The organism is Pseudomonas arsenicoxydans (assembly GCF_900103875.1).
Classification (GTDB): domain Bacteria; phylum Pseudomonadota; class Gammaproteobacteria; order Pseudomonadales; family Pseudomonadaceae; genus Aquipseudomonas; species Aquipseudomonas arsenicoxydans.
On record NZ_LT629705.1, the window covers coordinates 3,232,338 to 3,259,048 of the forward strand.

Here is a 26,711-nt window from a genome sequence, read left to right on the forward strand (position 1 = left end):
ACGTCGCAGTATAACGGCGGCTGAACCGTTTCGCTCAGCCGCATTCGTTACCGTCAGCCTTCGAGCGAGCCACCGGCCAGCGCACAAAGCTGGATCGGGTCGAGGATATGGATTTCCTTGCCTTCGGCGGCGATCAGTTCGTTCTGCTGGAAGCGCGTGAACACGCGGGATACGGTCTCCACGGCCAGGCCCAGGTAATTACCGATCTCGTTGCGCGACATGCTCAAGCGGAACTGGTTGGCCGAGAAGCCCCGGGCGCGGAAACGTGCCGAGAGGTTGACCAGGAACGTAGCGATGCGCTCGTCGGCGGTTTTCTTCGACAGCAGTAACATCATCTGTTGATCGTCACGAATCTCGCGGCTCATCACACGCATCAGTTGCCGGCGCAGTTGCGGCAGTTGCAGGGCCAATTCATCGAGACGTTCGAAAGGGATTTCGCACACTGACGTGGTTTCCAGGGCTTGCGCCGACACCGGGTGCTTTTCGGTGTCCATGCCCGACAGGCCGACCAGTTCGCTCGGCAGGTGGAAACCGGTGAGCTGTTCTTCACCGCCATCGCTCAGGCTGAAGGTCTTGAGGGCACCGGAGCGAACGGCATAAACGGAATCGAACGTGTCGCCCTGACGGAACAGGAATTCGCCTTTTTTCAGCGGTCGGCCACGTTTTACGATTTCGTCCAGCGCATCCATGTCCTCTAGATTCAAAGAAAGCGGCAGACAAAGCGGGGCCAGACTGCAGTCCTTGCAATGGGCCTGACTGTGAGCACGCAATTTTACTGGCTCGGACATTTCTTCAATCCTTGTGAGAAAACACACATAAGCCGTAAGGGTAACTCACGGGAGGACGTTCAAGCCAGCCTGCGCCGTTTTGTCGCTTGTCGATGACGGCACTCAATGCCGGCCTGATGACTGCTGACCCCATGGAGCGCTAGATCACCCGGGAAAAACGCTGGTTATTGTGCTGTTGCAGATAGGCGTCGAACACCATGCACACCGACCGCACCAGAAGACGCCCGGCGGGCAGTACCGTGATCCGCTCGTTGTCGAGTGTAATCAAACCGTCATCGGCCATGGTCTGGAGCTGCGGCCACAGCTCCCCGAAGTAGCCACGAAAATCGATATTGAAAGCCTGCTCTATCGCCGAAAACTCTAGGTTGAACGTGCAGATCAGCTGCTGAATCACTGCCCGCCGCACGCGATCATCGGCGTTGCACACCAGGCCACGGCTGGTCGCCAGTTGAGCGCTGGCGAGGGCGTTCTGGTACTGGCTCAGGTCACTATTGTTCTGGCAGTAAAGGTCGCCGATCTGACTGATGGCCGAGACGCCCAGCCCGATCAGATCGCAATGGCCGTGGGTGGTGTAGCCCTGGAAATTGCGCTGCAGGGTCGATTCTTCCTGGGCAATCGCCAACTCATCGTCGGGTAACGCAAAGTGGTCCATGCCGATGTAGCGGTAACCGGCGGCGGTGAGCTGTTCGATGGTGCGCTGGAGCATTTCCAGTTTCTGCGCCGGTGTCGGCAGCTCGTTACTGTTGATCCGCCGTTGCGGCAAGAAGCGTTCCGGCAGGTGCGCGTAGTTGAACACCGAGAGACGGTCCGGTTGCAGCGCGATGACTTCGTCGACGGTGCGCGCGAAGTTCTCCGGGGTCTGTTTCGGCAAGCCGTAGATCAGGTCAATGTTGATCGAGCGAAATTGCAGGGTTCGGGCGGCATCGATCACCGCGCGGGTTTCTTCCAGGCTTTGCAAGCGATTCACTGCCCGTTGCACTGCCGGGTCGAGGTCTTGCAGGCCAATGCTGACCCGGTTGAAGCCCAGCTCGCGGAGCAGGCCCATGGTCGACCAGTCGGCTTCGCGTGGGTCGATCTCGATGCCGTAGTCGCCGGAGTCGTCGTCCAGCAAGTTGAAGTGTTTGCGTAACTGGGCCATCAATTGGCGCAGTTCATCGTGGCTGAGAAAGGTCGGGGTGCCGCCGCCGAAGTGCAGTTGCTCGACCTTTTGCGTGGGGTCGAGGTGGCAGGCGATCAGCTGGATTTCCTGCTCCAGGCGCTGCAAGTAAGGCAGGGCGCGGCCGCGGTCCTTGGTGATGACTTTGTTGCAGGCGCAGTAGTAGCAAATGTTCGCGCAGAACGGCACATGCACATACAGCGACAACGGGCGCAGCGCCTTGCGGCTGTCACGCAGGGCGTGAAACAGGTCAAAGGTGCCGACCTGCCCGTCGAATTGCATGGCGGTCGGATAAGAGGTGTAGCGCGGTCCCGCCAGGTCGTAACGGCGGATCAGATCAGTATCCCAACGAATGGCGTCGAGCATCATGCGGGCGTTCCCCCGGATAGGCTGGCAGTGTCAGCGAGTCTAGGGCGCGGGGCGGTGGGGCATCTTGATTTGCATCAAAGGTCAGGATTTGTGTTGTCTCTGCGGGCCCCATCGCGGGCAAGCCCGCTCCCACATTGGATTGTGGGTGTTCACAAAAATCTGTGGGAGCGGGCTTGCCCGCGATGGGCGTGGCGCCGATCTAATGGCCCATCAACCAATGCTGATGCGGCCCCGGCAAGGTCCACAGGCCGAACAGGATCACCAGCAACCCGCCCGTCATGCGCACACTGCGTTTGCGCAACAACGCCGTGACCCGTTCAGCCGCCAGGCCTGTGGCGAGTAGCACCGGCCAGGTGCCCAGGCCGAAGGCCAGCATCAACAGCGCACTGTCCAGCGCATTGCCCTGACTCGCCGACCACAGCAAGGTGCTGTAAACCAGTCCGCACGGCAGCCAGCCCCACAGCGCGCCCAGCAGCAAAGCGCGGGGCAGGCTCGACACGGGCAGCAATTTGTTGGCGACCGGCTGGATATGCCGCCACAGGCCGCGACCGAGGCTTTCGATGCGGGTCAGGCCGCTCCACCATCCTGCGAGGTACAAGCCCATGGCGATCAGCAGCAAGCCGGCGATTACCCGCATGAACATGGCCGCCGGGCTGTTGGCCACGGCCCAGCCTGCCAGGCCGATCAAGAGTCCTGCGGTGGCATAGCTGAGAATTCGTCCCAGGTTATAGGCCAGCAGCAGCCGAAAGCGGCGGCTGCGTTGTTCCTTGGGAATCGCCAGGGTCAGCGCGCCCATCAAGCCGCCGCACATTCCCAGGCAGTGCCCGCCACCGAGCAGGCCGAGAATCACCGCAGACACTAACAGCGGCGCCAACTCAAGCATGCGGAGGGGCCTTGTCGTCCGGTTTGACCGGATGACCGCTGGCTTCCTCGACCCCAGCCTTGTGGTTCGGGTCCTGGTCGTCGAACAGAATGCTGTGGGCGGGGCCGTCGAGGTCGTCGTACTGACCGCTGTCGACCGCCCAGAAGAAGATGTAAACGGCGATGGCCACGATCAGCAGCGCGGCCGGGATCATCACGTAGAGAGCTGGCATCTGGACTCCATGCCCGCCCGGCTCAAGCCGGCAGCGGACGGGTTTCTGGCGTGGTACGGCTGGCAGGCGCGCTCGGCAGGCGAGTCAGGCGCAGGGCATTGAGCACCACGGTCAACGAACTGATGGACATGCCGACCGCGGCCCATATCGGCGTGATCCAGCCGAGGGCGGCGAACGGCAACATGAGGCCATTGTACAGCCCGGCCCACAACAGGTTCTCGATGATTACCCGGCGGGTGCGCCGGGCCAGGCTGAAGGCTTGCACCAACGCCTCGAGGCGGTTCGAGAGCAGGACCGCATCGGCACTGGTTTTCGCCAGGTCGGTGGCCGAGCCCATCGCCACGCTGATATCGGCGGCGGCCAGCACCGGCACGTCATTGACGCCGTCACCGAGCATCAACACCTTGCGGCCTTCCTTGTGCAGCTGTTGCAGAACCTGCAATTTGTCATCCGGACGCAAGCCGCCCCGGGCTTCGTCGATGCCCAGTTCGGCGGCGACGCTGGCGACCATCGGCGAGGTGTCGCCCGACAGCAGCAGCGTGCGCCAGCCACGGGCCTTGCAGGCGTCCACCAGCGTTTGCGCATCGACGCGCAGGCGGTCGTCGAGCACAAACCAGGCCAGCGGTCCCTGGCTGTCGCCGAGCAGCAGCCATTGGCCCGCTTCCTGCGGCATCGACGGCACGCACGCGCCACTGAGCTCACAGACGAAACCCGGTTGACCGATGCGCAAGCGTTGCGCGCCGACCAACCCTTCAAGGCCCAGCCCCGGTGTGCTGTGGACTTCTTCGGCGGCCTGTGGCGCCCGGCCAAAGGCGCGGGCAATCGGGTGTTCGGAGCGGTTTTCCAGCGCGGCGGCCAGGCTCAGGCATTGATCGCTGCCGAGGTCGCCGAGCGGGCGGATCGAGCGCAACGCCAGGCGTCCTTCAGTCAGCGTGCCGGTCTTGTCGAAAATTACCGTGTCGATCTGGTTCAGGCCTTCGAGCACATGACCGCGCGTCAGCAGTAAACCGAGTTTATGCAGTGTGCCGGTGGCGGCGGTGAGGGCGGTCGGTGTGGCCAGCGACAAGGCGCACGGGCACGTGGCAACCAGCATCGCCAGGACAATCCAGAAGGCGCGGGATGAATCCAGTTCCCACCAGAGCAAGCCGATGGCCACGACGGCAATCAGGGTCAGCAGCAAAAACCATTGCGCGGCACGGTCGGCGATTTCCGCCAGGCGCGGCTTCTCGGCCTGGGCGCGGTCCAGCAGGCGGACGATGGCCGACAATCGCGTGTCCTGGCCGAGCGCGAGGACTTGTACCGTCAGTGCGCCTTCGACATTGAGCGTACCGGCGGTGACGGCATCGCCGAGCGTTCGCGGTTGCGGCAGGTATTCGCCGGTCAGCAGCGATTCGTCGATGCTTGACTGGCCATCGAGGATCTTGCCGTCCGCCGGCAGAATTGCGCCGGGGTGAACCAGCACCTGATCGCCGACGCGCAATTCGCTGAGCAGGATTCGTTCGCTCTGGCCGTCAGCACTCAAGCGCAGGCACGAGGCAGGCAACAGGTTTACCAGTTGCGCGGTGGCGGCGGCGGTGCGTTCCCGGGCGCGACGTTCCAGGTAACGGCCGGCCAGCAGGAACAGCGCGAACATGCCCACCGCATCGAAATACAACTCGCCGACACCGCTGATCGAGGTCCAGATCCCGGCGATGTAGGCGCTGCCGATCGCCAGTGACACCGAAACATCCATGGTCAGGTGGCGGGTGCGGAGGTCGCGCAGGGCGCCTTTGAAAAAAGGCGCGCAGCTGTAGAACACGATCGGTGTGGTCAGGAATAGCGCAACCCAGCGCAGGATGGTGTGCAGCTCGGGGCTCAAGTCGATGTTGAATTCGGGCCATGTCGCCATGGTCGCCATCATCGCCTGGAACCACAACAGGCCGGCCACGCCGAGTTGGCGCAGGGCCAGGCGATTTTCGGCGGCCAGTTGTTCGCTGGCGCGGTCGGCTTGATAGGGGTGGGCGGCGTAGCCGATGTGGCGCAATTCGCTGAGCACTTGGCTCAATGGCAATTGGGCATCAGCCCAGCGTACATGCAGGCGATGATTGGACAGGTTCAACCGCGCCTCGACTACCGCCGGCAAGCCACGCAGGTGTTTCTCGATCAGCCAGCCGCAGGCGGCGCAACTGATGCCTTCCATCAGCAAGGTGGTTTCGGCGAGTTCGCCGTCGTGGCGCACGAACGGTTGCTGCACGTCGGCGCGGTCGTACAGCGCCAGTTCATCCACCAACTGCACGGGCAAGGCTTCGGGGTTGGCGGAGGATTCGCTGCGATGCTGGTAATAGCTTTCCAGGCCACCGGCGACGATGGCTTCAGCCACGGCCTGGCACCCCGGGCAGCAGAACTCGCGGGTTTCACCGAGGACTGCGGCGGTGAAGCGGCTGCCGGCCGGGACGGGCAGGGCGCAGTGGTAGCAGGAAAGTTGGGTGGTCATGGGGTGATTCTATATCGTCCGGGACGGCCTCATCCCTGCACAACCTGTAGGAGCTGTCGAGTGAAACGAGGCTGCGATCTTTTGACTTTGATTTTTAAAAACAAGATCAAAAGTTCGCAGCCTCGTTTCACTCGACAGCTCCTACAGGTGTCACAGGTGCTGCGGTTTACGGTTTTTTCAGGTCTTCGGCGCCTTGCAGCGGCTCATCGCCGAGCATCAGGTCCTTGTCATGGCTGACCTGTTCTTCCTCGAACAGACGCCAGGTCTTGTCGTCCTGCACACCCAGCAATTCGACAAAGCGACGGCCTTCAATCTTGTCACTCAGCTGGCCGATGTAGCGGCCTTGTTCGGTTTCGCTGCGGGCGAGGGTGATCTTGCGATCCTTCTCCGGTTGGGTCGGTGAGATCAGGTTCAGTTGAAGGGTTTGGGGTTGACTGTTACCGCTCAGGCGCAAGTCGACTTCGCCGGTCACGTCGTCCAGATGCACGCTGGCACGCAGCAACAGGGTCTGGGCCAGCAGCTCGCGGTCCAGGGAGCGGTTAATGCCTTTGCCGGCCTCGTAGTAGTTGTCATTGACCAGATTGTCGGGGTTGTTCACCGCGATGGTCACCATGGACAAGGTCAGCGTCACGGAACACGCCAGAATGGCGATGATGATCCATGGCCAAAGATGCTTGTACCAAGGGCTTGCGGCATTTGCTGCGGGCATGATCACTTCTCTCAACGAATTTGTGGGCCGATGAATCGGCTCTTGGCTTCAACGTGGACACTGTTGTCGTCGGCATCCTTGAGGGTGAATTTGACCTCGTTGGTGCTCGACGGCAGTTTCTCCGGTGCCATGGACAATTCCACGGGCTGACTGAAAATCTCTCCGGCGGCGACTTTGATTTCACGCTTGCCTTGCAGCTTCAGGTCCGGCAAACCAGAGGCTTCCAGCACGTAGGTGTGGTCACGCTGGTCTTTGTTCATGATCTTCAGGCTGTAGACGTTTTCGATCCTGCCTTCGGCGTTCTCGCGGTACAGCACGCGGTCCTTGCTGACGTCGAAACCGACCAGCGAACGCATGAAGAACGCGCCGGCCAGCAAGCCCATCATGGTCAGCAGCACCACGGCATAGCCGATCAGGCGCGGGCGCAGTTTATGGGTTTTTTGCCCGGAGAGGTTGTGTTCGGTGGTGTAGCTGATCAAACCACGGGGGTAGTCCATTTTGTCCATGATGCTGTCGCAGGCATCGATGCACGCGGCGCAGCCAATGCATTCGATCTGCAGGCCATCGCGGATGTCGATCCCGGTCGGGCAAACCTGCACGCACATGGTGCAATCGATGCAGTCGCCCAGGCCTTGGGCCTTGTAGTCGATGCCTTTCTTGCGCGGGCCACGGCTTTCACCGCGACGCGGATCGTAGGAGACGATCAGCGTGTCCTTGTCGAACATCACACTCTGGAAGCGCGCATACGGGCACATGTAAATGCACACTTGCTCGCGCAACCAGCCGGCGTTGCCGTAGGTGGCGAGGGTGAAGAACGCGACCCAGAAATACGACCAGCCATCCGCTTCGCCGGTGAAGAAATCGATGGTCAGTTCGCGAATGGGCGAGAAGTAACCGACGAAGGTCATGCCGGTCACGAAGCCGATCAACAGCCACATCGAGTGTTTGCTGAGTTTGCGCAGGAATTTGTTGGCGCTCATCGGCGCCTTGTCGAGTTTGATACGCTGGTTGCGGTCGCCTTCGGTGACCTTTTCGCACCACATGAAAATCCACGTCCAGACGCTTTGCGGACAGGTATAGCCGCACCAGACCCGGCCGGCGTACACGGTAATGAAGAACAGGCCAAAGGCGCTGACAATCAAGATGCCGGAAAGCAGGATGAAGTCCTGAGGCCAGAAGGTGGCGCCAAAGATGAAGAATTTACGCTCCGGCAGGTTCCACCACACGGCTTGATGGCCGCCCCAGTTCAGCCAGACCGTGCCGAAATACAACAGGAACAAAAAGGCCCCACCCATCATTCGCAAATTGCGGAACAGGCCGGTGAAGGCGCGGGTGTAGATCTTTTCTCGGGAGGCGTAGAGGTCGACGCTGTTGTTCGCGTTTTTGGCAGGCGGTGTGACGTCGTGTACCGGAATCTGATTGCTCATCATTGCATCCCACGGCAGTGGAAAAATGCCTCGGTCAGTGCATGCCGACCGCGGTCAAAAGGGGTGTAGCAGTGGCGCAATGATACGCCTGTAGCTCTACCTCAAGGGTGCGACCTTTGGTCACGTTGGTAGAAATCAACTGACAGTGTAATGACTTGAATCAATTGACTTATGAATTATGGACGGTTTTTCAGGATTCAGATTGGGAGGTGACGCGATTCGTGGCCGCCCGGCATGCCGATCACCAAAGGGATTGCCAAAGCGGCTTCCTGGTGGGGCTCGCCGCACTCTGAATATCAAATGCAAAAAGCAAATCAGGTGTAAGTTGGGGGCGTTGTTCTTTTGTATTAGTTGGGGTGGTGGAAATATATTTATTTAATTGGTTTCGATTGGTTGTTTGAGGTTTTTGTTCGTTTTCATTAAGTTGGTTGCGTGCGGTTTTAATTGCACTTTATTTAATACTAATGGAAACGGAATTTCATGATTGCCAAAAAAGTTACGCAGTTTGTGTTGGGCTTGTGCCTGTTGTCTACGATGCCTTTGGCCTATTCAGTGGAGGGTGCTCCACGTCACATGATCTTCGCTTCGGATACTCAATACCCGTGGACCGATAAGCTCGACCGCAGAGAGCCTGAGTCAGAAGCGGATTTCAATAGCCGTTCAAAATGGCTGGTAGAAACCCAGTTTGCGAGTATTGCCGACTTTCGGAAAAACAATGCGCAATCCCATGTGCCGCTGATGATCAACGGCGATATCACCGCTTTCGGTCACGGCTGGCAGCGCTCTTACATGAACTCGGCATTGAAAAAATACTTCAAGGACGATTATCTGTATGGGTTGGGTAATCACGATTATGAGAATAACGTGGATGATTGCTTTAGCAATAGTTGCGCGGCCGGCAGTATCGTGGAGTTTAAAGAACACCATGAGGGCAAGGTTGATAGTTTTGATCTGAACATTACGGGCAGTTTCATTAGTCGGCAGTATACGGGGAGCCTCGCCTATTCCAAGAACATCGGTGACGTCCATATGGTGCAACTCAATAATGAGCCGACCTATGCGACCAGAGTTTCTCATGCGTTAAACCCGACGACGTTCGATATCACCAGTACCCTGGATTGGCTTGAAATCGATTTGAGACACGCTCGGATTCAGGGCTACGCCATCATTATCAACATGCACAAGCCAGAGGAAATGATGGGGAGCAGTGAGCAGGTGAGGCGTTTCCACCAAATGATCAGGAAGTATGAGGTCACTGCCATTTTTGCCGGCCATTACCATCAAAATGGTGGCGATGCCTACGATATGAATGGTGTGCCAATGTACCTCAGCGGCGCCAGTTCCCAACAAACCTACCTGATTGCCAGCTTCTCGGATGATCGCAAGCAATTGCACATCAACTTTGTGACGAACAACCAGTGGCAGAACCGAAAGCTGCTGGATACGGTACCGGTGAAATCGATCTGGGCCAGTCGCCCATAAAAAAGGCCCCGTCAGATCACTGGCGGGGCCCTTTTTGTTGCATCAAGCATTTGCCTTACTGAGCGTCTTCCGCCGGCGCTTTCTCACCGTGAGAGAGGCTGTAGACGTAAGCGGCCAGCAGGTGAACCTTGTCGTTGCCTTGCAGCAGTTCTTGCGCAGGCATCTGGCCCTGACGGCCGTAACGGATGGTCTGCTGCAGTTGAGCGAAGCTCGAACCGTAGATGAACGCTGCCGGGTGGGTCAGGTTAGGCGCGCCCATCGCTGGCGTACCTTTGCCTTCCGGACCGTGGCACACCGCGCAGTTGGCGGCGAACAGCTTCTGGCCGGCAACCGGGTCAGCCTTGGTGCCTTCCGGCAGCTTGCGGCCATCGAGGTTGGTCAGCACGAACGAAGCAACGTCCGCAACGCCTTGCTCGCCGATCACGTCAGCCCACGCTGGCATGACCGCGTGACGGCCACCCATGATGGTGGTCTTGATGGTTTGCGGCTCGCCGCCCCAGCGCCAGTCGGCGTCGGTCAGGTTCGGGAAGCCATAAGCGCCCTTGGCGTCGGAGCCGTGGCAGACCGAGCAGTTGGAGGCGAACAGACGGCCACCCATCTTCAGGGCTTGCGGGTCCTTGGCCACTTCTTCGATTGGCATGGAAGCGAACTTGGCGAAGATCGGACCGAACCTGGCGTCCGACTTGGCCATTTCCTTTTCCCACTCGTGAACGCCGGTCCAGCCGGTCTGGCCGTTGGCGAACGCGGTCTGCTTCTCGTTATCCAGATAGTTGTAACCTGGCAGCAGGCCTTTCCAGTTGCCCAGGCCCGGGTACAGCACCAGGTAGCCCAGGGCGAAGATGATGGTGCCCACGAACAGCATGAACCACCATTTTGGCAGTGGGTTGTCGTACTCCTCGATCCCGTCGAAGGAGTGGCCAACCGTTTCTTCCGTCTGCTCGGCGCGCTGGCCCTTGCGGGTAGACAGCAGCAGCCAGGTCAGGGCGAAGATGGTGCCGAGACTGAGGACTGTGACGTACAGACTCCAGAACGTAGTCATTCTTTGTTACTCCTAGAAGCTTGCTCGACGTGCTTGATGGCTTCGGGATCATCCGCGAAAGGCAGCAAGGTCGCGTCTTCAAACTCCGACTTGCGCTTGGGGCTGAATACCCACAACGCCAGACCGATGAAGGCCACCATCACAACAACGGTGCCCAGGCCACGAATCATCCCGATATCCATCTAAATCACCGTTTGCTTTTGATGATGGTGCCCAGGCCTTGCAGATAGGCCACCAGCGCGTCCATTTCGGTTTTGCCCTTCACAGCATCCTTGGCGCCGGCGATGTCTTCGTCGGTGTAAGGGACGCCGAGCGTGCGCAAGACTTCCAGTTTCTTGGCGGTGTCTTTGCCGTCGAGCTTGTTTTCCACGAGGAACGGGTAGGCCGGCATTTTCGACTCAGGCACTACGTTGCGCGGGTTGTACAAGTGCGCACGCTGCCAGTCATCGGAGTAACGACCGCCGACGCGGGCCAGGTCCGGACCGGTACGCTTGGAACCCCACAGGAACGGGTGGTCCCAGACGCTTTCACCGGCGACCGAGTAGTGGCCGTAACGTTCGGTTTCAGCACGGAACGGGCGGATCATCTGCGAGTGGCAGCCGACACAACCGTTGGCGATGAAGACGTCGCGTCCTTCGACTTCAAGCGCAGGGCGAGGCTTCATGCCTTCGACCGGCTTGTTGGTGACGTCCTGGAAAAACAGCGGAACGATCTGGGTCAGGCCGCCGATGCTGACGGCGATAACCATGAAGAAGGCCAGCAGGCCAATGTTCTTCTCGACTGCTTCATGCTTCATCAGTGAGCTCCAACTACAGCAATCTGTTCAGCGGCTTTGGCTTCTGCCGGGTTCGAGGCACGTACGGTACGCCATACGTTGTAGGCCATGAACAGCATGCCGCTGGCGAAGAACGCACCGCCCAGGGCGCGAACGATGTAGCCAGGGTGGCTGGCTTGCAGCGCTTCGACGAACGAGTAGGTGAGGGTGCCGTCGTCGTTGATTGCACGCCACATCAGGCCCTGGGTGATGCCGTTGACCCACATCGAAGCGATGTACAGAACGGTACCGATGGTTGCGAGCCAGAAGTGGGTGTTGATCAGGCCGATGCTGTGCATCTGCGCACGACCGAACAGTTTCGGGATCATGTGGTAGATCGCGCCGATCGAGATCATCGCTACCCAGCCGAGAGCGCCGGCGTGTACGTGGCCGATGGTCCAGTCGGTATAGTGCGACAGCGAGTTCACGGTCTTGATGGCCATCATCGGGCCTTCGAAGGTCGACATGCCGTAGAACGCCAGCGATACCACCAGGAACCGCAGGATCGGGTCGGTGCGCAGCTTATGCCAGGCGCCCGACAGGGTCATCATGCCGTTGATCATGCCGCCCCAGCTCGGAGCCAGCAGAATGATCGACATCGCCATGCCCAGGGACTGAGCCCAGTCCGGCAGTGCGGTGTAGTGCAAGTGGTGCGGACCGGCCCAGATGTACAGGGTGATCAGCGCCCAGAAGTGCACGATCGACAGGCGATAGGAGTAGATCGGACGCTCGGCCTGCTTCGGAACGAAGTAGTACATCATCCCCAGGAAGCCGGTGGTCAGGAAGAAACCGACCGCGTTATGGCCGTACCACCACTGGATCATCGCGTCCGTCGCACCCGCATAGGCGGAGTAGGACTTGAACAGGCTGACCGGCAGCGACATGTGGTTGACGATGTGCAGCATCGCGGTCACGACGATGAACGCGCCGTAGAACCAGTTACCCACATAGATGTGCTTGGTTTTGCGCTTGACGATGGTCCCGAAGAACACCAGACCGTAAACGACCCAGACAATGGCCAGCAGAATAGCCAGTGGCCATTCCAGCTCAGCGTATTCCTTGGTGGTGGTGTAACCCAGCGGCAAGGTAACGATGGCGCCGATGATCACCGCTTGCCATCCCCAGAAGTGGAAGGCGGCGAGACTGTCGGAAATCAGTCGCGTTTGGCAGGTTCGCTGCACGACGTAATAAGAAGTGGCAAACAGTGCACAACCACCGAAGGCGAAAATCACCAGGTTGGTGTGCAACGGGCGTAAGCGTCCAAAAGTCGTCCACGGCAGACCGAAGTTCAATTCCGGCCATACGAGCTGTGAGGCGATGAAGACACCAAGCCCCATGCCAAGGATCCCCCAGACCACCGTCATGATGGCGAACTGGCGGACTACCTTATAGTTATAAGCAGTCGGACTGATTGCTGTGCTCATTCTAAGGTTCCACGGTTTGGGTGTTTTATTAGGAGTAAAAATCGGTCGCAAGTATGGAGAAAGCAGGGGGTCATTGCAACGCGCCATGACCTGGATCAATGCTTTCAAAAGCTGATTCTGCGGCCTTTCCATGCGCCGCGTAAGGACAAAATTGCCCCCGGACAAAATGTCGCAGCGAACCAAATGGGTGAGGGGGTCAGGTCAGTTGTAACGGGGTGTGTTCAAACGCAACGATCGGGTGACAGACGGCGATTGGCACGACAGCCGGTATCTACCAGCCTTTGCGGCCTGTCATCGAACGAATTCGTCGAACGCATCGGGTTGGGTCGACCTGGAACCGGCTCATGCCAGTCCGCATCGCAGAAGCTTAGACCCGAATCTGGTGAACCGAAAGGAGGGACCCAAGGAGGGGTGCGACACTTGGTCGCAAAAAGGCAGGGAACTGCCGCATCCGGGAGAATGCGGCAGTAGAGCGGTCGAGATTTATTCGCGTTTGCCTTCGGCTTGCAAGCGCTCGGTGCTCAGACCGTGAGACAGGCTGTAAACATACGCAGCCAGCAGTTGCACCTTGTCGTTGCCGAGCAATTCGTTCTGCGCCGGCATGTGGCCCTGGCGGCCATGACGAATGGTTTGTTGCAGTTGCGCCAGGCTTGAACCGTAGATAAATCCGGCCGGGTGCGTCAGATTCGGCGCCCCCATGGCTTCAGTGCCTTGGCCGTTTGCCCCATGACAGGCTACGCAGGTGGTGCTGAACAGTTGCTGTCCGGCTTGTACGTCGGCACCACTGTCGGCTGGCAATGGCAGGCCGGCCAGTTCGTGACGCACATAGGCGGCGACGTTTTTTACGCCGGTTTCACCGAGGATTTCACCCCAGGCCGGCATCGCCGCCATGCGACCGCCCATGATGGTGGTCTTGATGGTGTCGGCAGCACCGCCCCAGCGCCAGTCGGCGTCGGTCAGGTTCGGGAAGCCGAAAGCGCCCTTGGCATCCGAGCCGTGGCAGACCGAGCAGTTGGAGGCGAACAGGCGACCGCCCATTTTCAGCGCTTGCGGGTCCTTGGCCACTTCTTCCACCGGCATGGCAGCGAATTTGGCGAAGATCGGCCCGAACTTCGCGTCAGCCTTGTTCATTTCCTTTTCCCATTCGTGGACGCCGGTCCAGCCGTCCTCGTAACCCGGCAGGACGCCTTTCCAGTTGCCCAGGCCGGGATAGAGGATCAGATAGCCCACGGCAAACACCAGCGTGCCGGCGAACAGCATGAACCACCACTGCGGCAGCGGATTGTCATACTCCTCGATGCCGTCGAAGCTATGGCCCATGGTCTGGTCGACGCTGCCCTTGGTTTCGCCCTTGCGGGTGCCGATCAGCAGCCAGGTCAGGCCGATCAGGCTGCCGATGGTCAGTACGCAGATCCACGTACTCCAGAAGGTGGTCATGGCCGGGTACTCCTTGTTGTTGCGGGTTCTTGAGGGCTATCGGGTTGTGGTTCGTCGGCGAATGGCAGCAGGCGCGCTTCGGCGAATGCCGGGCTGCGCTTGCTGTTGAACACCCACAACGACAGGCCGACGAAGGCCACGAACACCACGACCGTGCCCAGGCCGCGAATCATTCCACTGCTCATTTCAAGGACCATGGTTCACCTCTTGCTCTTGATGGCAGTGCCGAGCACTTGCAGGTAGGCGACCAGTGCGTCCATTTCGGTCTTGCCCTTGAGTGAGGCCGTTGCACCGGCGATGTCGTCGTCGGTGTAGGGCACGCCCAGGGTGCGCATGGTCTTGATCTTGGTTTCGGTGTGGCTGCTGTCGAGTTGATTGGCCACCAGCCACGGATAGGCCGGCATCTTCGATTCCGGCACGACGTTGCGCGGGTTGTACAAGTGCGCGCGGTGCCAGTCTTCGGAGTAACGGCCGCCGACCCGTGCAAGGTCCGGCCCGGTGCGTTTCGAACCCCACAGGAACGGGTGATCCCAGACGCTCTCGCCAGCCACCGAGTAGTGGCCGTAGCGTTCGGTCTCGGCGCGGAACGGCCGGATCATCTGCGAGTGGCAACCGACGCAGCCTTCGCGGATGTAGATGTCACGTCCTTCCAGTTGCAGCGCGGTGTAGGGCTTCATGCCTTCCACCGGTTTGTTGGTCACGTCCTGAAAGAACAGCGGGACGATCTGGGTCAGACCGCCGATGCTCACGGCCAGGACCATCAGCAACATCAGCAGGCCGACGTTTTTCTCGATTGTTTCGTGTTTCATGGCGGACTCCTCAGGCCATCTGCGCGGCAGCGGCGACTTCGGCAGGCTGCGAGGCCCGTACGGTGCGCCAGGTGTTGTAAGCCATCAGGAACATGCCACTGAGGAAGATCGCACCGCCGACCAGTCGCACGACGAAGCCTGGGTGGCTGGCCACCAGGGTTTCGACGAAGGAGTAGGTCAGCGTGCCGTCCTCGTTGACGGCGCGCCACATCAGGCCCTGGGCGATGCCGTTGACCCACATCGAGGCGATGTACAGCACGGTGCCGATGGTCGCGAGCCAGAAGTGCGCATTGATCAGGCCGATGCTGTGCATCTGCGCGCGACCGAAGATTTTCGGGATCATGTGATACAGCGCACCGATGGAGATCATCGCCACCCAGCCGAGCGCACCGGCATGAACGTGGCCGATGGTCCAGTCGGTGTAGTGGGAGAGGGCGTTGACCGTCTTGATCGCCATCATCGGCCCTTCGAAGGTCGACATGCCGTAGAACGCCAGCGAGACCACGAGGAAGCGCAGGATCGGGTCGCTGCGCAACTTATGCCAGGCGCCCGAGAGCGTCATCATGCCGTTGATCATCCCGCCCCAGCTTGGCGCCAGCAGGATCAGCGACATCACCATGCCCAGCGACTGCGCCCAGTCCGGCAGTGCGGTATAGTGCAGGTGGTGCGGACCGGCCCAGATGTACAGGGTGATCAGCGCCCAGAAGTGCACGATGGACAAGCGATAGGAATACACCGGGCGCTCGGCCTGTTTGGGCACGAAGTAATACATCATCCCCAGGAAACCGGCGGTGAGGAAAAAGCCCACGGCGTTGTGCCCGTACCACCACTGGACCATCGCATCGGTCGCACCGGCGTACACCGAGTAGGACTTGGTGAAACTCACCGGCAATTCGAGGTTGTTGACGATGTGCAGGATCGCCACGGTGATGATGAACGCACCGAAGAACCAGTTGCCGACGTAGATGTGCTTGGTCTTGCGCTTGGCCAGCGTGCCGAAGAACACGATGGCGTAAGCGACCCAGACGATGGTGATCAGAATGTCGATCGGCCATTCCAGCTCGGCGTATTCCTTGGAACTGGTGTAACCCAGCGGCAGGCTGATGGCTGCCAGCAGGATCACCAGTTGCCAGCCCCAGAAGCAGAACGCGGCGATTTTCGGCGCGAACAATTGAGTCTGGCAGGTGCGTTGCACCGAATAAAACGAGCTGGCGAACAGGGCGCAACCGCCGAAAGCGAAGATCACCGCGTTGGTGTGCAATGGGCGCAACCGCCCGAAACTGGTCCACGGTAGATTGAAGTTGAGTTCGGGCCAGACCAATTGAGCCGCGAGAAAAACCCCGAGACCCATGCCGACGATGCCCCACACCACCGTCATAATGGCGAATTGGCGGACCACCTTGTAGTTGTAGGCGGTACTGATAGAAGTGTTCATGGTTCCCCATCCACGGTTCAGCCGAAGTGAGCGCCAGCAGCGCCGCTTCGCCTGGAGTTATAGGCAGACTAAAAGCGAGGCAAGCATGGACAAAGAGCACAAGGCCAGTATTGACGGGGATCAATGGGCGCAATGTGTGCGGGATCATGGATGGTTGTGGAATGCCGCGTCAGCGCCGGCATCGGCGACACTGATTCTCGCTCACGGAGCCGGTGCGCCGATGGACAGTGCCTGGATGAACGATATGGCTGCACGCCTTGCGGCTCAAGGCGTCAACGTAGTGCGCTTCGAGTTTCCCTACATGGCGCAAAGGCGTGTCGATGGTGGCAAGCGTCCTCCGAATCCGGCGCCAAAACTGCTGGAATGCTGGCGTGAGGTGTATGCCGTGGTGCGACGCCATGTCACTGGGCGTCTGGCCATTGGCGGCAAGTCCATGGGCGGGCGGATGGCCAGTCTGTTGGCTGATGAACTTGGGGCGGATGCGCTGGTGTGCCTGGGTTATCCGTTTTATGCGGTGGGGAAGCCGGAGAAGCCTCGGGTCGAACATTTGGCTTGTTTGCAGACTCGGACGTTGATTGTGCAGGGGGAGCGGGATGCTTTGGGTAATCGGGAGGCGGTTGAGGGGTATTCGTTATCGCCGGGGATTGAGGTGTTTTGGTTGGGGGCGGGGGATCATGATTTGAAGCCGCTCAAGGTTTCCGGGTTTACGCATGAGCAGCATTTGGCCAGTGCCGCGCAGAAGGTGGCCGAGTTTCTTCGGTGAGATTTGGGGTGGGGGGCATATCCGTTGCTGCGGTAACGGCCACTTAGGGTTTCGCCCTTACGGCGACTCACTTTTTTTACAAGCGCCTAAAAAAAGTAAGCAAAAAAACGCTTGCTCCTACGTTCGGCCCGCTCGCTGAGGCTCGGGGTTCCTTCGCTCCGGGGTCCATCCGGGGGCATCGCCTCCGGTTTGCTTCGCTGCACCTCCTCTCGATGTGTTCGACTTCGTCGAACGGTCGCTGCGCTCCCACCCCCGGATGAATCCCTCCACTCAGCCTTCCGATGTCGCCCGTGGATCAAGATCAAGAGCTGCAGCCGAGCTAACGCTCATCCTGTTGAGTGGTGAGGAGCAGAAGCGGTACGCGTTCTGCTCTTGCTCTTCTGTGGGAGCTGGCCTGCTGGCGATGGCGGCCTGACAGACGACCATTCTCTAACTGAATGCACTCCAATCAAAACTGTGGGAGCTGGCCTGCCAGCGATGGCGGACTACGAGCCGACCAATCTCTTGCTGGTGTACCGGGCCCAACTGTAGGAGTGAGCCAGCTCGCGATGGCGGCCGGCCAGCCGACCAATCTCTAACTGAATGCACTCCAATCAAAACTGTGGGAGCTGGCCTGCCAGCGATGGCGGCCGGCCAGCCAACCAAACTCTAGCTGAATGCACTCAATTCAAAACTGTGGGAGCTGGCCTGCCAGCGATGGCGGCCGGCCAGCCAACCAATCTCTAGCTGAATGCACTCAATTCAAAACTGTGGGAGCTGGCCTGCCAGCGATGGCGGCCGGCCAGCCAACCAATCTCTAACTGAATGCACTCAAATCAAAAATGTGGGAGCTGGCTTGCCAGCGATGGCGGCTTGCCAGCCAACCAATTTCTAATTGAATGCACTCAACCCAACTGTGGGAGCTGGCCTGCCAGCCAACCAACCAAACTCTACCTGAATGCACTCAAATCAAAAATGTGGGAGCTGGCTTGCTCCGGGCGGCGATCCGACTAAAGCGGTCTACCAGATCACATCAAAGGGGCAGGGAAATATCCGGTCGCTTTCTGTGCATAAACGTAATTCTGTGAGCGCGTTTAAAGTACACGAACCGTTACGCCATAAGGGCTACAACACCTTGCGTCGTTGCCTACGCGTACGCCAGAATCCGCCGGCTTACGCAGCTTGGAGGGGGATATATCGTTTCCTTGTCACTGGAAAACAGTGATCGGGTTTGGTAGCCCGTCTGTAATAGCTGTATGGCAACACCGTATGCAGTCCCTTTTCTTGGGGCTCGGTATTATGGTGGTCATGCGTGGGGCTCATTCGTGAGCGCCGGGTTCCTATTGCAGCCGGTCTACCAACCCGCGTATGGCCGCCACCCATCGTTTGGTAGCGTGGGTGATGGCTCCTTGAAGTCTGCAATAGGAGTTACACCTATGTTCAAAGCCACACCAAACCCACCGGACAACGATCCGATTTCTCACGACCCAGCGCTCGAGTCTCAAAAGACAAAAGAAGCCGCCGACCGCGCACTCGACTATTATCTCTGCCCCGAAATCCCGAAGTACTTCCCACCCAAGACCCGCCCCATCTACCAGGTCGACCCCACGCTGGATGACGAAACGCTGCTCGTCGAAGCCAGTGAATCGCTGTCGTCGGCCAATGCCATGGCCGGCAATATCGCCAACTCGGTGAGAGGCCCGGAGCGCAAACCGCTGCTGGCGCTGCAACAGCTGATCATGTTGAACGAGCTGCTGGTCAATCGACTGCTGGACAGGCTTCGTTTGCCGCAGTAGTAGCGGATAGCCGTGAATAGCGCCAAATAAGAAACAAAATAACCGGATAGCTCTCACTATCCGGTTTTTTGTTGTCACCCATTCAATGCGTGTTCCGAGAGCTGGCCAGCCAGTTGATCAAAAGTCATCGAGGTCGGGATAGATGACTTTTCCCACGACCCATGGCTCAACAATCTCGCAATGCACCGTGCGCAGGAATGAACCCCACTCACTCCGGTTATGGGCATCCGGACCAGTGATCGTCAGCAAAAGGTATACATCCCGGAAAGCGTCATAGGCGTAGATAAGCCAGAAGTCGTTGTCAGGATCGTCAACCAGGGCGGTTCGATAATACTGGCGGTCTATTTTTGCCCATCGTGCCTGGATCGCTTGAGTGCTGGCCAAGTGGATGTGGTGCATGTCGGTGAGGTCGAGTCGTTCGTCTCGCCCGAAAATAGCGGGCAGTTCACCGCACACTTTGTAGTTATAAAAATGAGCGGCGAAGTTTTTCCAGTTGCTGATTTGTTCAAAAAGCGCAGAGATTTGGACGGCTGGCATCTATGGCTACTTTGTTATGGGTAGCTTGCCAGTGATCACATATTTATCGAACGCTTTCTGCCCATCACGCGCGGCTTGCCTTACATCAAGAAAAGTCAGTTCATCGCGAACGACTTTTTTGACCGGCTTGTCGATCTTTCTGGTGGTGGCCATCGGAGCCTCCAAAGGAGATGTATTCATACTGACCAGCTTAAGGGATTGGGTTTCTACCGGCAAACGATAGAGCCGACCCAAAAAGTGCACCAGTCGGCGGATTCTGGCGTGGTTGTAGGGCATGGCGCCCCTATGTGTAGTCACGCGGTGAGCGACAATAAAAAACCCGGAAGCTCTCGCTATCCGGGTTTTTTGTATTGCCAGAACAATCAGCGGTTAAACCGCTCCACCAACGAATACTGGGTATTCGCGGTTTTGGTCAGCTCTTCACTCAACAACGCCGAGTTCTGCGCCTGTTCCGAGGTCTGGTCAGCCAGGTGCGAGATGTTGCTGATGTTGCGGCTGATTTCTTCGGCCACCGCACTTTGCTCTTCGGTCGCTGCGGCAATCTGCGTGGTCATGTCGGTGATGTTGGCCACCGCTTCACTGATTCCCACCAGCGCCTGATCCGCTTCCAGTACCCGCGCCACGCCTTCTTCAGCCTGGCGATGCCCGGCTTCCATGGTTTGTACTGCGGTGCTGGCGGTCTGTTGCAGCTTGGCGATCAGGGCATGGATCTGCCCGGTGGATTCGCTGGTGCGTTGCGCCAGTTGGCGCACTTCGTCGGCCACCACCGCAAAACCACGGCCCATCTCGCCGGCACGGGCTGCTTCGATGGCGGCGTTCAAGGCCAGCAGGTTGGTCTGGTCGGCGATGCCCTTGATCACATCGACCACGCCGCCGATTTCGTCGCTGTCCTTGGCCAGTTGGGTCACGGTCTGGCCGGTTTCGCCGACCACCACCGACAAGCGCTGAATGGCGTCGCGGGTTTCCCCGGCAATGTCGCGACCGCGACCGGTCAGGCGATTGGCTTCCTGAGTCGCATCGGCGGTGCGCTGCACATGGCTGGCAACTTCTTGAGTGGTGGCGGCCATCTGGTTGACGGCAGTGGCCACTTGCTCGGTTTCAACGCGTTGACGTTCCAGGCCTGTGGAGCTGTTATGCGCCAGGGCGTCGGATTGCTTCGCTTGCTCGGTGAGGTGCTCGGCGGTGTCCTGCAGACGGGTCAGGCAGGTTTTCAGGCGTGCTTCCTGGCTGAGGATCGACATCTCCAGGCGCGCTTGAGCACCGCGGCTGTCGGTGTACATCTGCGCGATCAGCGGGTCGGAAGTGGTTTGCCCGGCCAGGACCAGCAGACGCTTGAGGCCGCGCTGTTGCCAGCTCAAGCCCATCAGCCCCAACGGCACGGAGAGGCCGGCGGCCAGGGCAAAGCCCCATTGCGACGTCAGCGTGGCACCGATCATGAAGCTCAGCTGGCTGACCAGAATGAACGGCAGCCAGTCCTGAAGCACCGGCAGCCATTTGTCCCTTGAAGGAATCGGCGACTTGCCCTGGTTGATGCGTTGGTAGAGCGCTTCGGCACGGCGGATCTGTTCGGCGGTGGGTTTGATCCGCACCGACTCGTAACCGATCACCTGATTGCCTTCGAAAACGGGCGTCACGTAGGCGTTAACCCAGTAATGATCCCCGCTCTTGCAGCGATTCTTGACAATGCCCATCCATGGCAAGCCTTGTTTCAGTGTGGCCCACATGTGCGCGAACACCGCCGCCGGGACGTCGGGGTGACGAACCAGGTTGTGCGGCGCGCGGATCAGCTCCTCACGAGAAAACCCGCTGATTTCGACGAAGGCGTCGTTGCAGTAGGTGATCACGCCCTTGGCATCGGTGGTGGATATCAACCGTTGCTGAGCCGGGAAGGTCCGTTCGCGTTGTGTGGTGGGCTGGTTATTACGCATGGCTTTTTCAATCCGCAAGGCTTTGAGAGGTTGTCGGCGGTGTCAGGTATTTATTGAAATTATTTTTCGATAATCAGCAGCGCGTCGCAAAACAGCCATTGCATCAGCCAGCGAGCATCGGGTACGTGAACAGTGCGAAATGCAGCACGTTCAGGCCGAAATGGGTGGCGATGGCCGCGCCCAAACCGCCAAAACGGTAGGCCAGACCATAGCCGACACCTGCCAGGCTCGCCAGGAGCACCCATTGCGCGCCCGCACCTGCATGCACCAGGCCGAACAACAACGAGGCCAGCAGTAACGCCAGGTGTTCGCCGTAGGGCCGGTCTTTCAAAAACCGGCTCAGGCTGCCCTGGATATAACCGCGAAACAACGCTTCCTCCACCAGCGTCACCAGCAACAGGTTGTTCAGCACCCACAATCCGGCTTGGTCCGGCCATTTCGGTGCCCAATGGATTACGCCCAGCAATAGCGCACCACCCAGAGCGAGCACGGCGCTAATGGGCAGGGCGAGTGCAATGGCACCGAGGGACAGGCGCAGCGAGCGAGCGCCGACAATCCACGGGCAAGCCAGCAGTAGCCAGAAACCGATCAGGGGTTTGTCCAGATTCAGGTACATGGCGAACTGCACGGCATCATCGGTGAAGCGTTGCGGGGCGATGGCGCGACCGTTGTAGAAACCCGGCAGCCAGTGGGTCGCCAGTGAAAGGGCCAGGACAATGAACACCCCGTGGCCCAGGTAGCGCGCGACGACAACCTGTCGTTGGCGAACGGCGAAACCGGCGATCAGCAGCAAAGCAAAGGAAATGCCGGCGAGCCAGGTGAGGTGGCCGTAGGTCAGTGCAAGAGCGTAGCCGAGGGAGAGGAGGGCCAGATACATCCATGGCAGGGCAATCATTACAAGTCCTTGAGTCCAGAAATTTGCGGGCACCGCGTTTCCCCGTGGGAGGTGTTGTTCAGGGGGATGGGGTGACCGGCGCACAACAGCGCGGCGATTATAGAGACGAAATATCCCCACAACAAAAAACACCGCCCGAAGGCGGTGTCTTTGTCAGCGGTGGATCACGACGCAATCAACTGCCGTAACACGTAATGCAAAATCCCTCCCGACTTGAAGTACTCCACTTCATTGAGGGTATCGATCCGGCACAGCACCTCGACTTTCTCGCGCTGGCCATCTTCGCGGGTGATCACCAGGGTCAGGTTCATTCGCGGCGTCAGCTCGACGCCGGTCAAACCCAGGATATCCAGGGTTTCCTTGCCGGTGAGGTTGAGGCTCTTGCGGTTCTGATCCAGCTTGAACTGCAGCGGCAGCACGCCCATGCCCACCAGGTTGGAACGGTGGATGCGCTCGAAGCTTTCGGCAATGACCGCTTTCACGCCCAGCAGATTGGTGCCCTTGGCGGCCCAGTCGCGGCTTGAACCCGTGCCGTATTCCTGACCGGCAATCACCACCAGCGGCGTGCCCGACGCTTGATAGCGCATGGCGGCATCGTAAATCGGCATCCTTTCCCCGGTGGGGATGTAGATCGTGTTGCCGCCTTCTTCGCCGCCGAGCATTTCGTTGCGTATACGGATGTTGGCGAAAGTGCCGCGCATCATCACTTCGTGGTTGCCGCGACGCGAGCCGTAGGAGTTGAAGTCCCGCGGCTCCACGCCTTTTTCGCGCAGGTAATGGCCGGCGGGACTGTCAGCCTTGATGTTGCCCGCGGGGGAAATGTGGTCGGTGGTCACCGAATCGCCAAGCAGCGCGAGAATCTTCGCCGCAGCGACATCCTTGACCACCGGTGGTGGCCCGCCGATGTCATCGAAGAACGGTGGATGCTGGATGTAGGTCGAATCGTCCTGCCAGACATAGGTCGCTGCTTGCGGCACTTCAATGGCCTGCCACTGCTCGTCACCGGCAAACACTTCGGCGTATTCCTTGTGGAACATGGCGGTGTTGACCTGATTCACCGCGTCGGCGATTTCCTTGGTGCTCGGCCAGATGTCCCGCAGGTAAACCAGGTTGCCATCCTTGTCAGTGCCCAAAGGCTCGCTGCTGATATCGATGCGTACCGTGCCGGCCAGCGCGTAGGCAACGACCAGCGGTGGGGAGGCCAGCCAGTTGGTTTTCACCAGCGGGTGCACGCGCCCTTCGAAGTTGCGATTGCCCGACAGCACCGAGGCAACGGTCAGGTCGGCAGCCTGAATGGCTTTTTCAATCGGCTCCGGCAAAGGCCCGGAGTTGCCGATGCAGGTGGTGCAGCCGTAGCCGACCAGGGCAAAACCCAGCTCATCCAGGTATTGAGTGAGGCCTGCAGCCTTGTAGTAGTCGGTGACCACTTTGGAGCCTGGGGCCAGCGAACTCTTGACCCACGGTTTGCGCTTGAGGCCTTTCTCCACGGCTTTCTTGGCCACCAGGCCAGCGGCCATCATCACGCTCGGGTTGGACGTGTTAGTGCACGAGGTGATCGCCGCGATCACCACCGCGCCGTTCTTCAGCCGGTAGACCTGGCCGTCGTATTCGTAGTCGGCTTCACCGGCCATATCGGCATTGCCCACCGCAACGCCACCACCGCCTTCACTTTCGAGGCGACCGACTTCCTTGCTGGTGGGTTTGAATTGCAGCTCGATAAAGTCGCTGAACGCCTGCGCGACATTCGGCAGCGAGACGCGGTCTTGTGGGCGTTTTGGCCCGGCGAGACTGGCTTCGACGCTGGCCATGTCCAGCGCCAGGGTGTCGGTGAACACCGGCTCCTGGCCCGGCAACCGCCACAGGCCCTGTGCTTTGCTGTAGGCCTCGACCAGTTTCACGGTTTCCAGTGGGCGACCCGACAGGCGCAAGTATTCCAGAGTGATGTCGTCCACCGGGAAGAAGCCGCAGGTGGCGCCGTATTCCGGAGCCATGTTGGCGATGGTCGCGCGGTCGGCCAGCGGCAGGTCGGCGAGGCCGTCACCGTAGAATTCGACGAATTTGCCGACCACGCCTTTCTTGCGCAGCATCTGCGTGACGGTCAACACCAGGTCGGTGGCGGTGATGCCTTCCTTGAGCTTGCCGGTGAGTTTGAAGCCGATCACTTCCGGAATCAGCATCGACACCGGTTGCCCGAGCATCGCCGCTTCCGCTTCGATCCCGCCGACGCCCCAGCCGAGCACGCCGAGGCCGTTGATCATGGTGGTATGGGAATCGGTGCCGACCAAGGTGTCGGGGAAGGCATAGGTGCGGCCGTCCTCTTCCTTGGTCCAGACGGTCCGGCCCAGGTATTCAAGGTTCACCTGGTGGCAAATGCCGGTGCCCGGCGGCACCACGCTGAAGTTGTCGAAAGCGCTCTGGCCCCAGCGTAGGAAGGCGTAACGTTCACCGTTGCGCTGCATTTCGATGTCGACGTTCTGCTCGAAGGCGCTGGCGCTGGCGAACTTGTCGACCATCACCGAGTGGTCGATCACCAGGTCGACCGGCGACAACGGGTTGATCCGCTGCGGATCGCCGCCGGCCTTGGCCATGGCGGCGCGCATGGCGGCCAGGTCGACCACGGCGGGCACGCCGGTAAAGTCCTGCATCAGCACTCGCGCGGGGCGGTACTGGATTTCGCGATCGGAGCGTCGCTCCTTGAGCCAGGCGGCAATCGCCCGCAGGTCGGCGCCGGTGACGGTTTTTTCGTCCTCCCAGCGCAGCAGGTTTTCCAACAGCACTTTCAACGACATCGGTAATTTGTCGAGATCACCGAGGCTCTTGGCAGCGTCGGGCAGACTGAAATAATGGTAGGTCTTGTCGTCGACTTGCAGGGTTTTAAGGGATTTAAGGCTATCGAGGGACGGCATTGCGATCACTCCTTTGAGTCCGTAGGGCTACGGACTGAGGGGACGGACAGAGCTTTCAACCTAGCCCTGTTTGGACGTTAAAGCTAATAACTGGACTCTATGGACAAGTCCAAGGTTCCGATCTCGGCTATCATGCGCCGGTTTTCGTGACAGGCTTTGCTTCAACGCAAGTCTGGGCATCGCGCAGTGGCTGAATTCCTCGCCATCTGCCCAGGAGTAAGAATGAACACCCTCTTTATGCATTGCCGGCCGGGCTTCGAAGGCGAAGTCTGTTCCGAGATCTCCGAACACGCCGCACGGCTGAACGTGGCCGGTTATGCCAAGGCCAAGACCGCCAGCGCCTGCGCCGAGTTCATCTGCACCGAAGAAGACGGCGCCGAGCGCCTGATGCGCGGCCAACGGTTCGCCGAGCTGATCTTTCCACGCCAATGGGCGCGCGGGATCTTCATCGACCTGCCGGAAACCGACCGCATCAGCGTGATCCTCGCGCACATGGCCGATTTCCCGCTGTGCGGGAGCCTGTGGCTGGAAATGGTCGACACCAATGATGGCAAAGAGCTTTCAAACTTCTGCAAGAAATTCGAAGGTCACCTGCGCAAGGCGCTGATGGCGGCGGGCAAGTTGGTCGAAGACGCCCACAAGCCGCGTTTGCTGCTGACGTTCAAAAGTGGCCGCGAAGTATTCATGGGCCTGGCCGAGTCGAACAACTCGGCGATGTGGCCGATGGGCATTCCACGCCTGAAGTTCCCGCGTGAAGCGCCGAGCCGTTCGACGCTGAAACTGGAAGAGGCCTGGCACCACTTCATCCCACGCGATCAGTGGGATGAGCGCTTGCACAGCGACATGACCGGCGTCGACCTCGGCGCCGCGCCGGGCGGTTGGACCTGGCAGCTGGTCAATCGTGGCATGCTGGTGACCGCCATCGACAACGGGCCGATGGCCGAAAGCCTGATGGACACCGGCCTGGTGCAACACTTGATGGCCGACGGTTTCACCTTCAAGCCCAAGCAGCCGGTGGACTGGATGGTCTGCGACATCGTCGAGAAGCCGGCGCGCAACGCCGCGATGCTCGAAGAGTGGATTGGCGAGGGGCATTGCCGCGAAGCGGTGGTCAATCTCAAGTTGCCAATGAAACAGCGTTACGCCGAAGTGAAGCGTTTGCTGGAGCGGATTGCCGATGGCTTCAAGGCCCGTGGCATTCGCGTCGAGATCGGCTGCAAGCAGCTCTATCACGACCGCGAAGAAGTGACCTGCCATTTGCGCCGACTCGACACAAAGAAACCCAAGTCCCGCTGAAGTTGTGCACTGATCGTTCCCACGCTCCGCGTGGGAATGCATCCCGTGACGCTCTGCGTCACATCCAAAGGCGGAACGCAGAGCGTCCCCGGCGGCATTCCCACGCGGAGCGTGGGAACGATCAACGCGTAACGCAAAAGATGACCGAACCCCCG

The 26,711-nt window shown here is 59.5% G+C and carries 24 protein-coding genes; 4 read left to right on the forward strand and 20 right to left on the reverse strand.

Going from position 1 to position 26,711, the window contains the following annotated elements; all coding sequences use genetic code 11:
* Positions 1–53: 53 nt before the first annotated feature.
* The 7 genes from fnr to ccoG all read right to left on the reverse strand — a co-directional run bounded on the left by fnr (position 54) and on the right by ccoG (position 8,016).
* The gene (gene fnr / locus BLQ41_RS15085; RefSeq protein ID WP_090182045.1) at positions 54–788 is read right to left on the reverse strand and encodes a fumarate/nitrate reduction transcriptional regulator Fnr; all 735 of its coding nucleotides are present in this window, start codon (positions 786–788) and stop codon (positions 54–56) included.
* A 139-nt stretch (positions 789–927) separates the two neighbouring features.
* Positions 928–2,310, reverse strand: a complete 1,383-nt coding sequence (gene hemN / locus BLQ41_RS15090) for an oxygen-independent coproporphyrinogen III oxidase (protein WP_090188562.1) — start codon at positions 2,308–2,310, stop codon at positions 928–930.
* Between the two features lie 202 nt (positions 2,311–2,512).
* On the reverse strand, positions 2,513–3,196 hold the full coding sequence (locus BLQ41_RS15095; RefSeq protein ID WP_090182047.1) for a sulfite exporter TauE/SafE family protein: 684 nt from the start codon (positions 3,194–3,196) through the stop codon (positions 2,513–2,515).
* Positions 3,189–3,407: a cbb3-type cytochrome oxidase assembly protein CcoS gene (gene ccoS / locus BLQ41_RS15100; protein WP_090182048.1), complete on the reverse strand. Its 219-nt coding sequence runs from the start codon at positions 3,405–3,407 to the stop codon at positions 3,189–3,191. The genes BLQ41_RS15095 and ccoS overlap by 8 nt, the downstream gene beginning before the upstream one ends.
* Before the next feature lie 22 nt (positions 3,408–3,429).
* The gene (locus BLQ41_RS15105) at positions 3,430–5,880 is read right to left on the reverse strand and encodes a heavy metal translocating P-type ATPase (RefSeq protein WP_090182050.1); all 2,451 of its coding nucleotides are present in this window, start codon (positions 5,878–5,880) and stop codon (positions 3,430–3,432) included.
* A 166-nt stretch (positions 5,881–6,046) separates the two neighbouring features.
* Positions 6,047–6,589 (reverse strand): FixH family protein, encoded by a 543-nt coding sequence (locus BLQ41_RS15110; protein ID WP_090182052.1) that lies wholly within the window; start codon positions 6,587–6,589, stop codon positions 6,047–6,049.
* A gap of 11 nt (positions 6,590–6,600) precedes the next feature.
* Positions 6,601–8,016, reverse strand: coding sequence for a cytochrome c oxidase accessory protein CcoG (ccoG, locus tag BLQ41_RS15115; RefSeq protein ID WP_090182054.1), 1,416 nt, complete (start codon positions 8,014–8,016; stop codon positions 6,601–6,603).
* Positions 8,017–8,496: 480 nt separating this feature from the next.
* Here ccoG and BLQ41_RS15120 point away from each other — a divergent pair, with 480 nt between their 5' ends.
* Positions 8,497–9,498, forward strand: a complete 1,002-nt coding sequence (locus BLQ41_RS15120; protein ID WP_090182055.1) for a metallophosphoesterase family protein — start codon at positions 8,497–8,499, stop codon at positions 9,496–9,498.
* A gap of 55 nt (positions 9,499–9,553) precedes the next feature.
* On the opposite strand, the gene ccoP (BLQ41_RS15125) is transcribed toward BLQ41_RS15120, so the two are convergent.
* The 8 genes from ccoP (BLQ41_RS15125) to ccoN (BLQ41_RS15160) all read right to left on the reverse strand — a co-directional run bounded on the left by ccoP (BLQ41_RS15125) (position 9,554) and on the right by ccoN (BLQ41_RS15160) (position 16,456).
* A complete protein-coding gene (gene ccoP, locus BLQ41_RS15125) occupies positions 9,554–10,537 on the reverse strand; it encodes a cytochrome-c oxidase, cbb3-type subunit III (protein ID WP_090182057.1) in 984 nt (327 codons plus the stop codon).
* Positions 10,534–10,719, reverse strand: coding sequence for a CcoQ/FixQ family Cbb3-type cytochrome c oxidase assembly chaperone (locus BLQ41_RS15130; protein ID WP_003175465.1), 186 nt, complete (start codon positions 10,717–10,719; stop codon positions 10,534–10,536). The genes ccoP (BLQ41_RS15125) and BLQ41_RS15130 overlap by 4 nt, the downstream gene beginning before the upstream one ends.
* 5 nt (positions 10,720–10,724) lie before the next feature.
* Complete coding sequence (gene ccoO / locus BLQ41_RS15135) at positions 10,725–11,333, reverse strand: cytochrome-c oxidase, cbb3-type subunit II (RefSeq protein ID WP_054054085.1); 609 nt, start codon at positions 11,331–11,333, stop codon at positions 10,725–10,727.
* Positions 11,333–12,775: a cytochrome-c oxidase, cbb3-type subunit I gene (gene ccoN / locus BLQ41_RS15140; RefSeq protein ID WP_090182059.1), complete on the reverse strand. Its 1,443-nt coding sequence runs from the start codon at positions 12,773–12,775 to the stop codon at positions 11,333–11,335. Before ccoN (BLQ41_RS15140) ends, ccoO (BLQ41_RS15135) begins: the two co-directional genes overlap by 1 nt.
* Before the next feature lie 483 nt (positions 12,776–13,258).
* Complete coding sequence (gene ccoP, locus BLQ41_RS15145; RefSeq protein ID WP_090182061.1) at positions 13,259–14,212, reverse strand: cytochrome-c oxidase, cbb3-type subunit III; 954 nt, start codon at positions 14,210–14,212, stop codon at positions 13,259–13,261.
* Positions 14,209–14,409 (reverse strand): cbb3-type cytochrome oxidase subunit 3, encoded by a 201-nt coding sequence (locus BLQ41_RS15150; protein WP_090182062.1) that lies wholly within the window; start codon positions 14,407–14,409, stop codon positions 14,209–14,211. Before BLQ41_RS15150 ends, ccoP (BLQ41_RS15145) begins: the two co-directional genes overlap by 4 nt.
* 3 nt (positions 14,410–14,412) lie before the next feature.
* On the reverse strand, positions 14,413–15,021 hold the full coding sequence (ccoO, locus tag BLQ41_RS15155; RefSeq protein WP_090182064.1) for a cytochrome-c oxidase, cbb3-type subunit II: 609 nt from the start codon (positions 15,019–15,021) through the stop codon (positions 14,413–14,415).
* Between the two features lie 10 nt (positions 15,022–15,031).
* Positions 15,032–16,456 (reverse strand): cytochrome-c oxidase, cbb3-type subunit I, encoded by a 1,425-nt coding sequence (ccoN, locus tag BLQ41_RS15160; protein WP_090182066.1) that lies wholly within the window; start codon positions 16,454–16,456, stop codon positions 15,032–15,034.
* A gap of 85 nt (positions 16,457–16,541) precedes the next feature.
* On the opposite strand from ccoN (BLQ41_RS15160), the gene BLQ41_RS15165 reads away from it, so the two are divergent.
* Positions 16,542–17,219 (forward strand): alpha/beta family hydrolase, encoded by a 678-nt coding sequence (locus BLQ41_RS15165; protein WP_090188565.1) that lies wholly within the window; start codon positions 16,542–16,544, stop codon positions 17,217–17,219.
* A gap of 1,415 nt (positions 17,220–18,634) precedes the next feature.
* A complete protein-coding gene (locus BLQ41_RS15170) occupies positions 18,635–18,994 on the forward strand; it encodes a DUF6124 family protein (RefSeq protein WP_090182068.1) in 360 nt (119 codons plus the stop codon).
* Between the two features lie 117 nt (positions 18,995–19,111).
* Here the strand turns inward: BLQ41_RS15170 and BLQ41_RS15175 are convergent, their stop codons facing one another.
* The 5 genes from BLQ41_RS15175 to acnA form a co-directional block, all read right to left on the reverse strand.
* Positions 19,112–19,531 (reverse strand): type II toxin-antitoxin system YafO family toxin, encoded by a 420-nt coding sequence (locus tag BLQ41_RS15175; protein WP_090182069.1) that lies wholly within the window; start codon positions 19,529–19,531, stop codon positions 19,112–19,114.
* A gap of 6 nt (positions 19,532–19,537) precedes the next feature.
* Positions 19,538–19,807, reverse strand: a complete 270-nt coding sequence (locus tag BLQ41_RS30500) for a hypothetical protein (protein WP_157695021.1) — start codon at positions 19,805–19,807, stop codon at positions 19,538–19,540.
* Between the two features lie 86 nt (positions 19,808–19,893).
* The gene (locus BLQ41_RS15180; protein ID WP_090182071.1) at positions 19,894–21,459 is read right to left on the reverse strand and encodes a methyl-accepting chemotaxis protein; all 1,566 of its coding nucleotides are present in this window, start codon (positions 21,457–21,459) and stop codon (positions 19,894–19,896) included.
* 103 nt (positions 21,460–21,562) lie between these two features.
* A complete protein-coding gene (locus BLQ41_RS15185; protein WP_090182072.1) occupies positions 21,563–22,354 on the reverse strand; it encodes a CPBP family intramembrane glutamic endopeptidase in 792 nt (263 codons plus the stop codon).
* Positions 22,355–22,518: 164 nt separating this feature from the next.
* Positions 22,519–25,260, reverse strand: coding sequence for an aconitate hydratase AcnA (acnA, locus tag BLQ41_RS15190; RefSeq protein ID WP_090182074.1), 2,742 nt, complete (start codon positions 25,258–25,260; stop codon positions 22,519–22,521).
* Positions 25,261–25,482: 222 nt separating this feature from the next.
* Between acnA and rlmM the strand changes: the two genes are divergently transcribed.
* Entirely contained in the window at positions 25,483–26,556 is a 1,074-nt protein-coding gene (gene rlmM, locus BLQ41_RS15195) for a 23S rRNA (cytidine(2498)-2'-O)-methyltransferase RlmM (RefSeq protein ID WP_090182076.1), read from the forward strand.
* Positions 26,557–26,711: the final 155 nt, after the last annotated feature.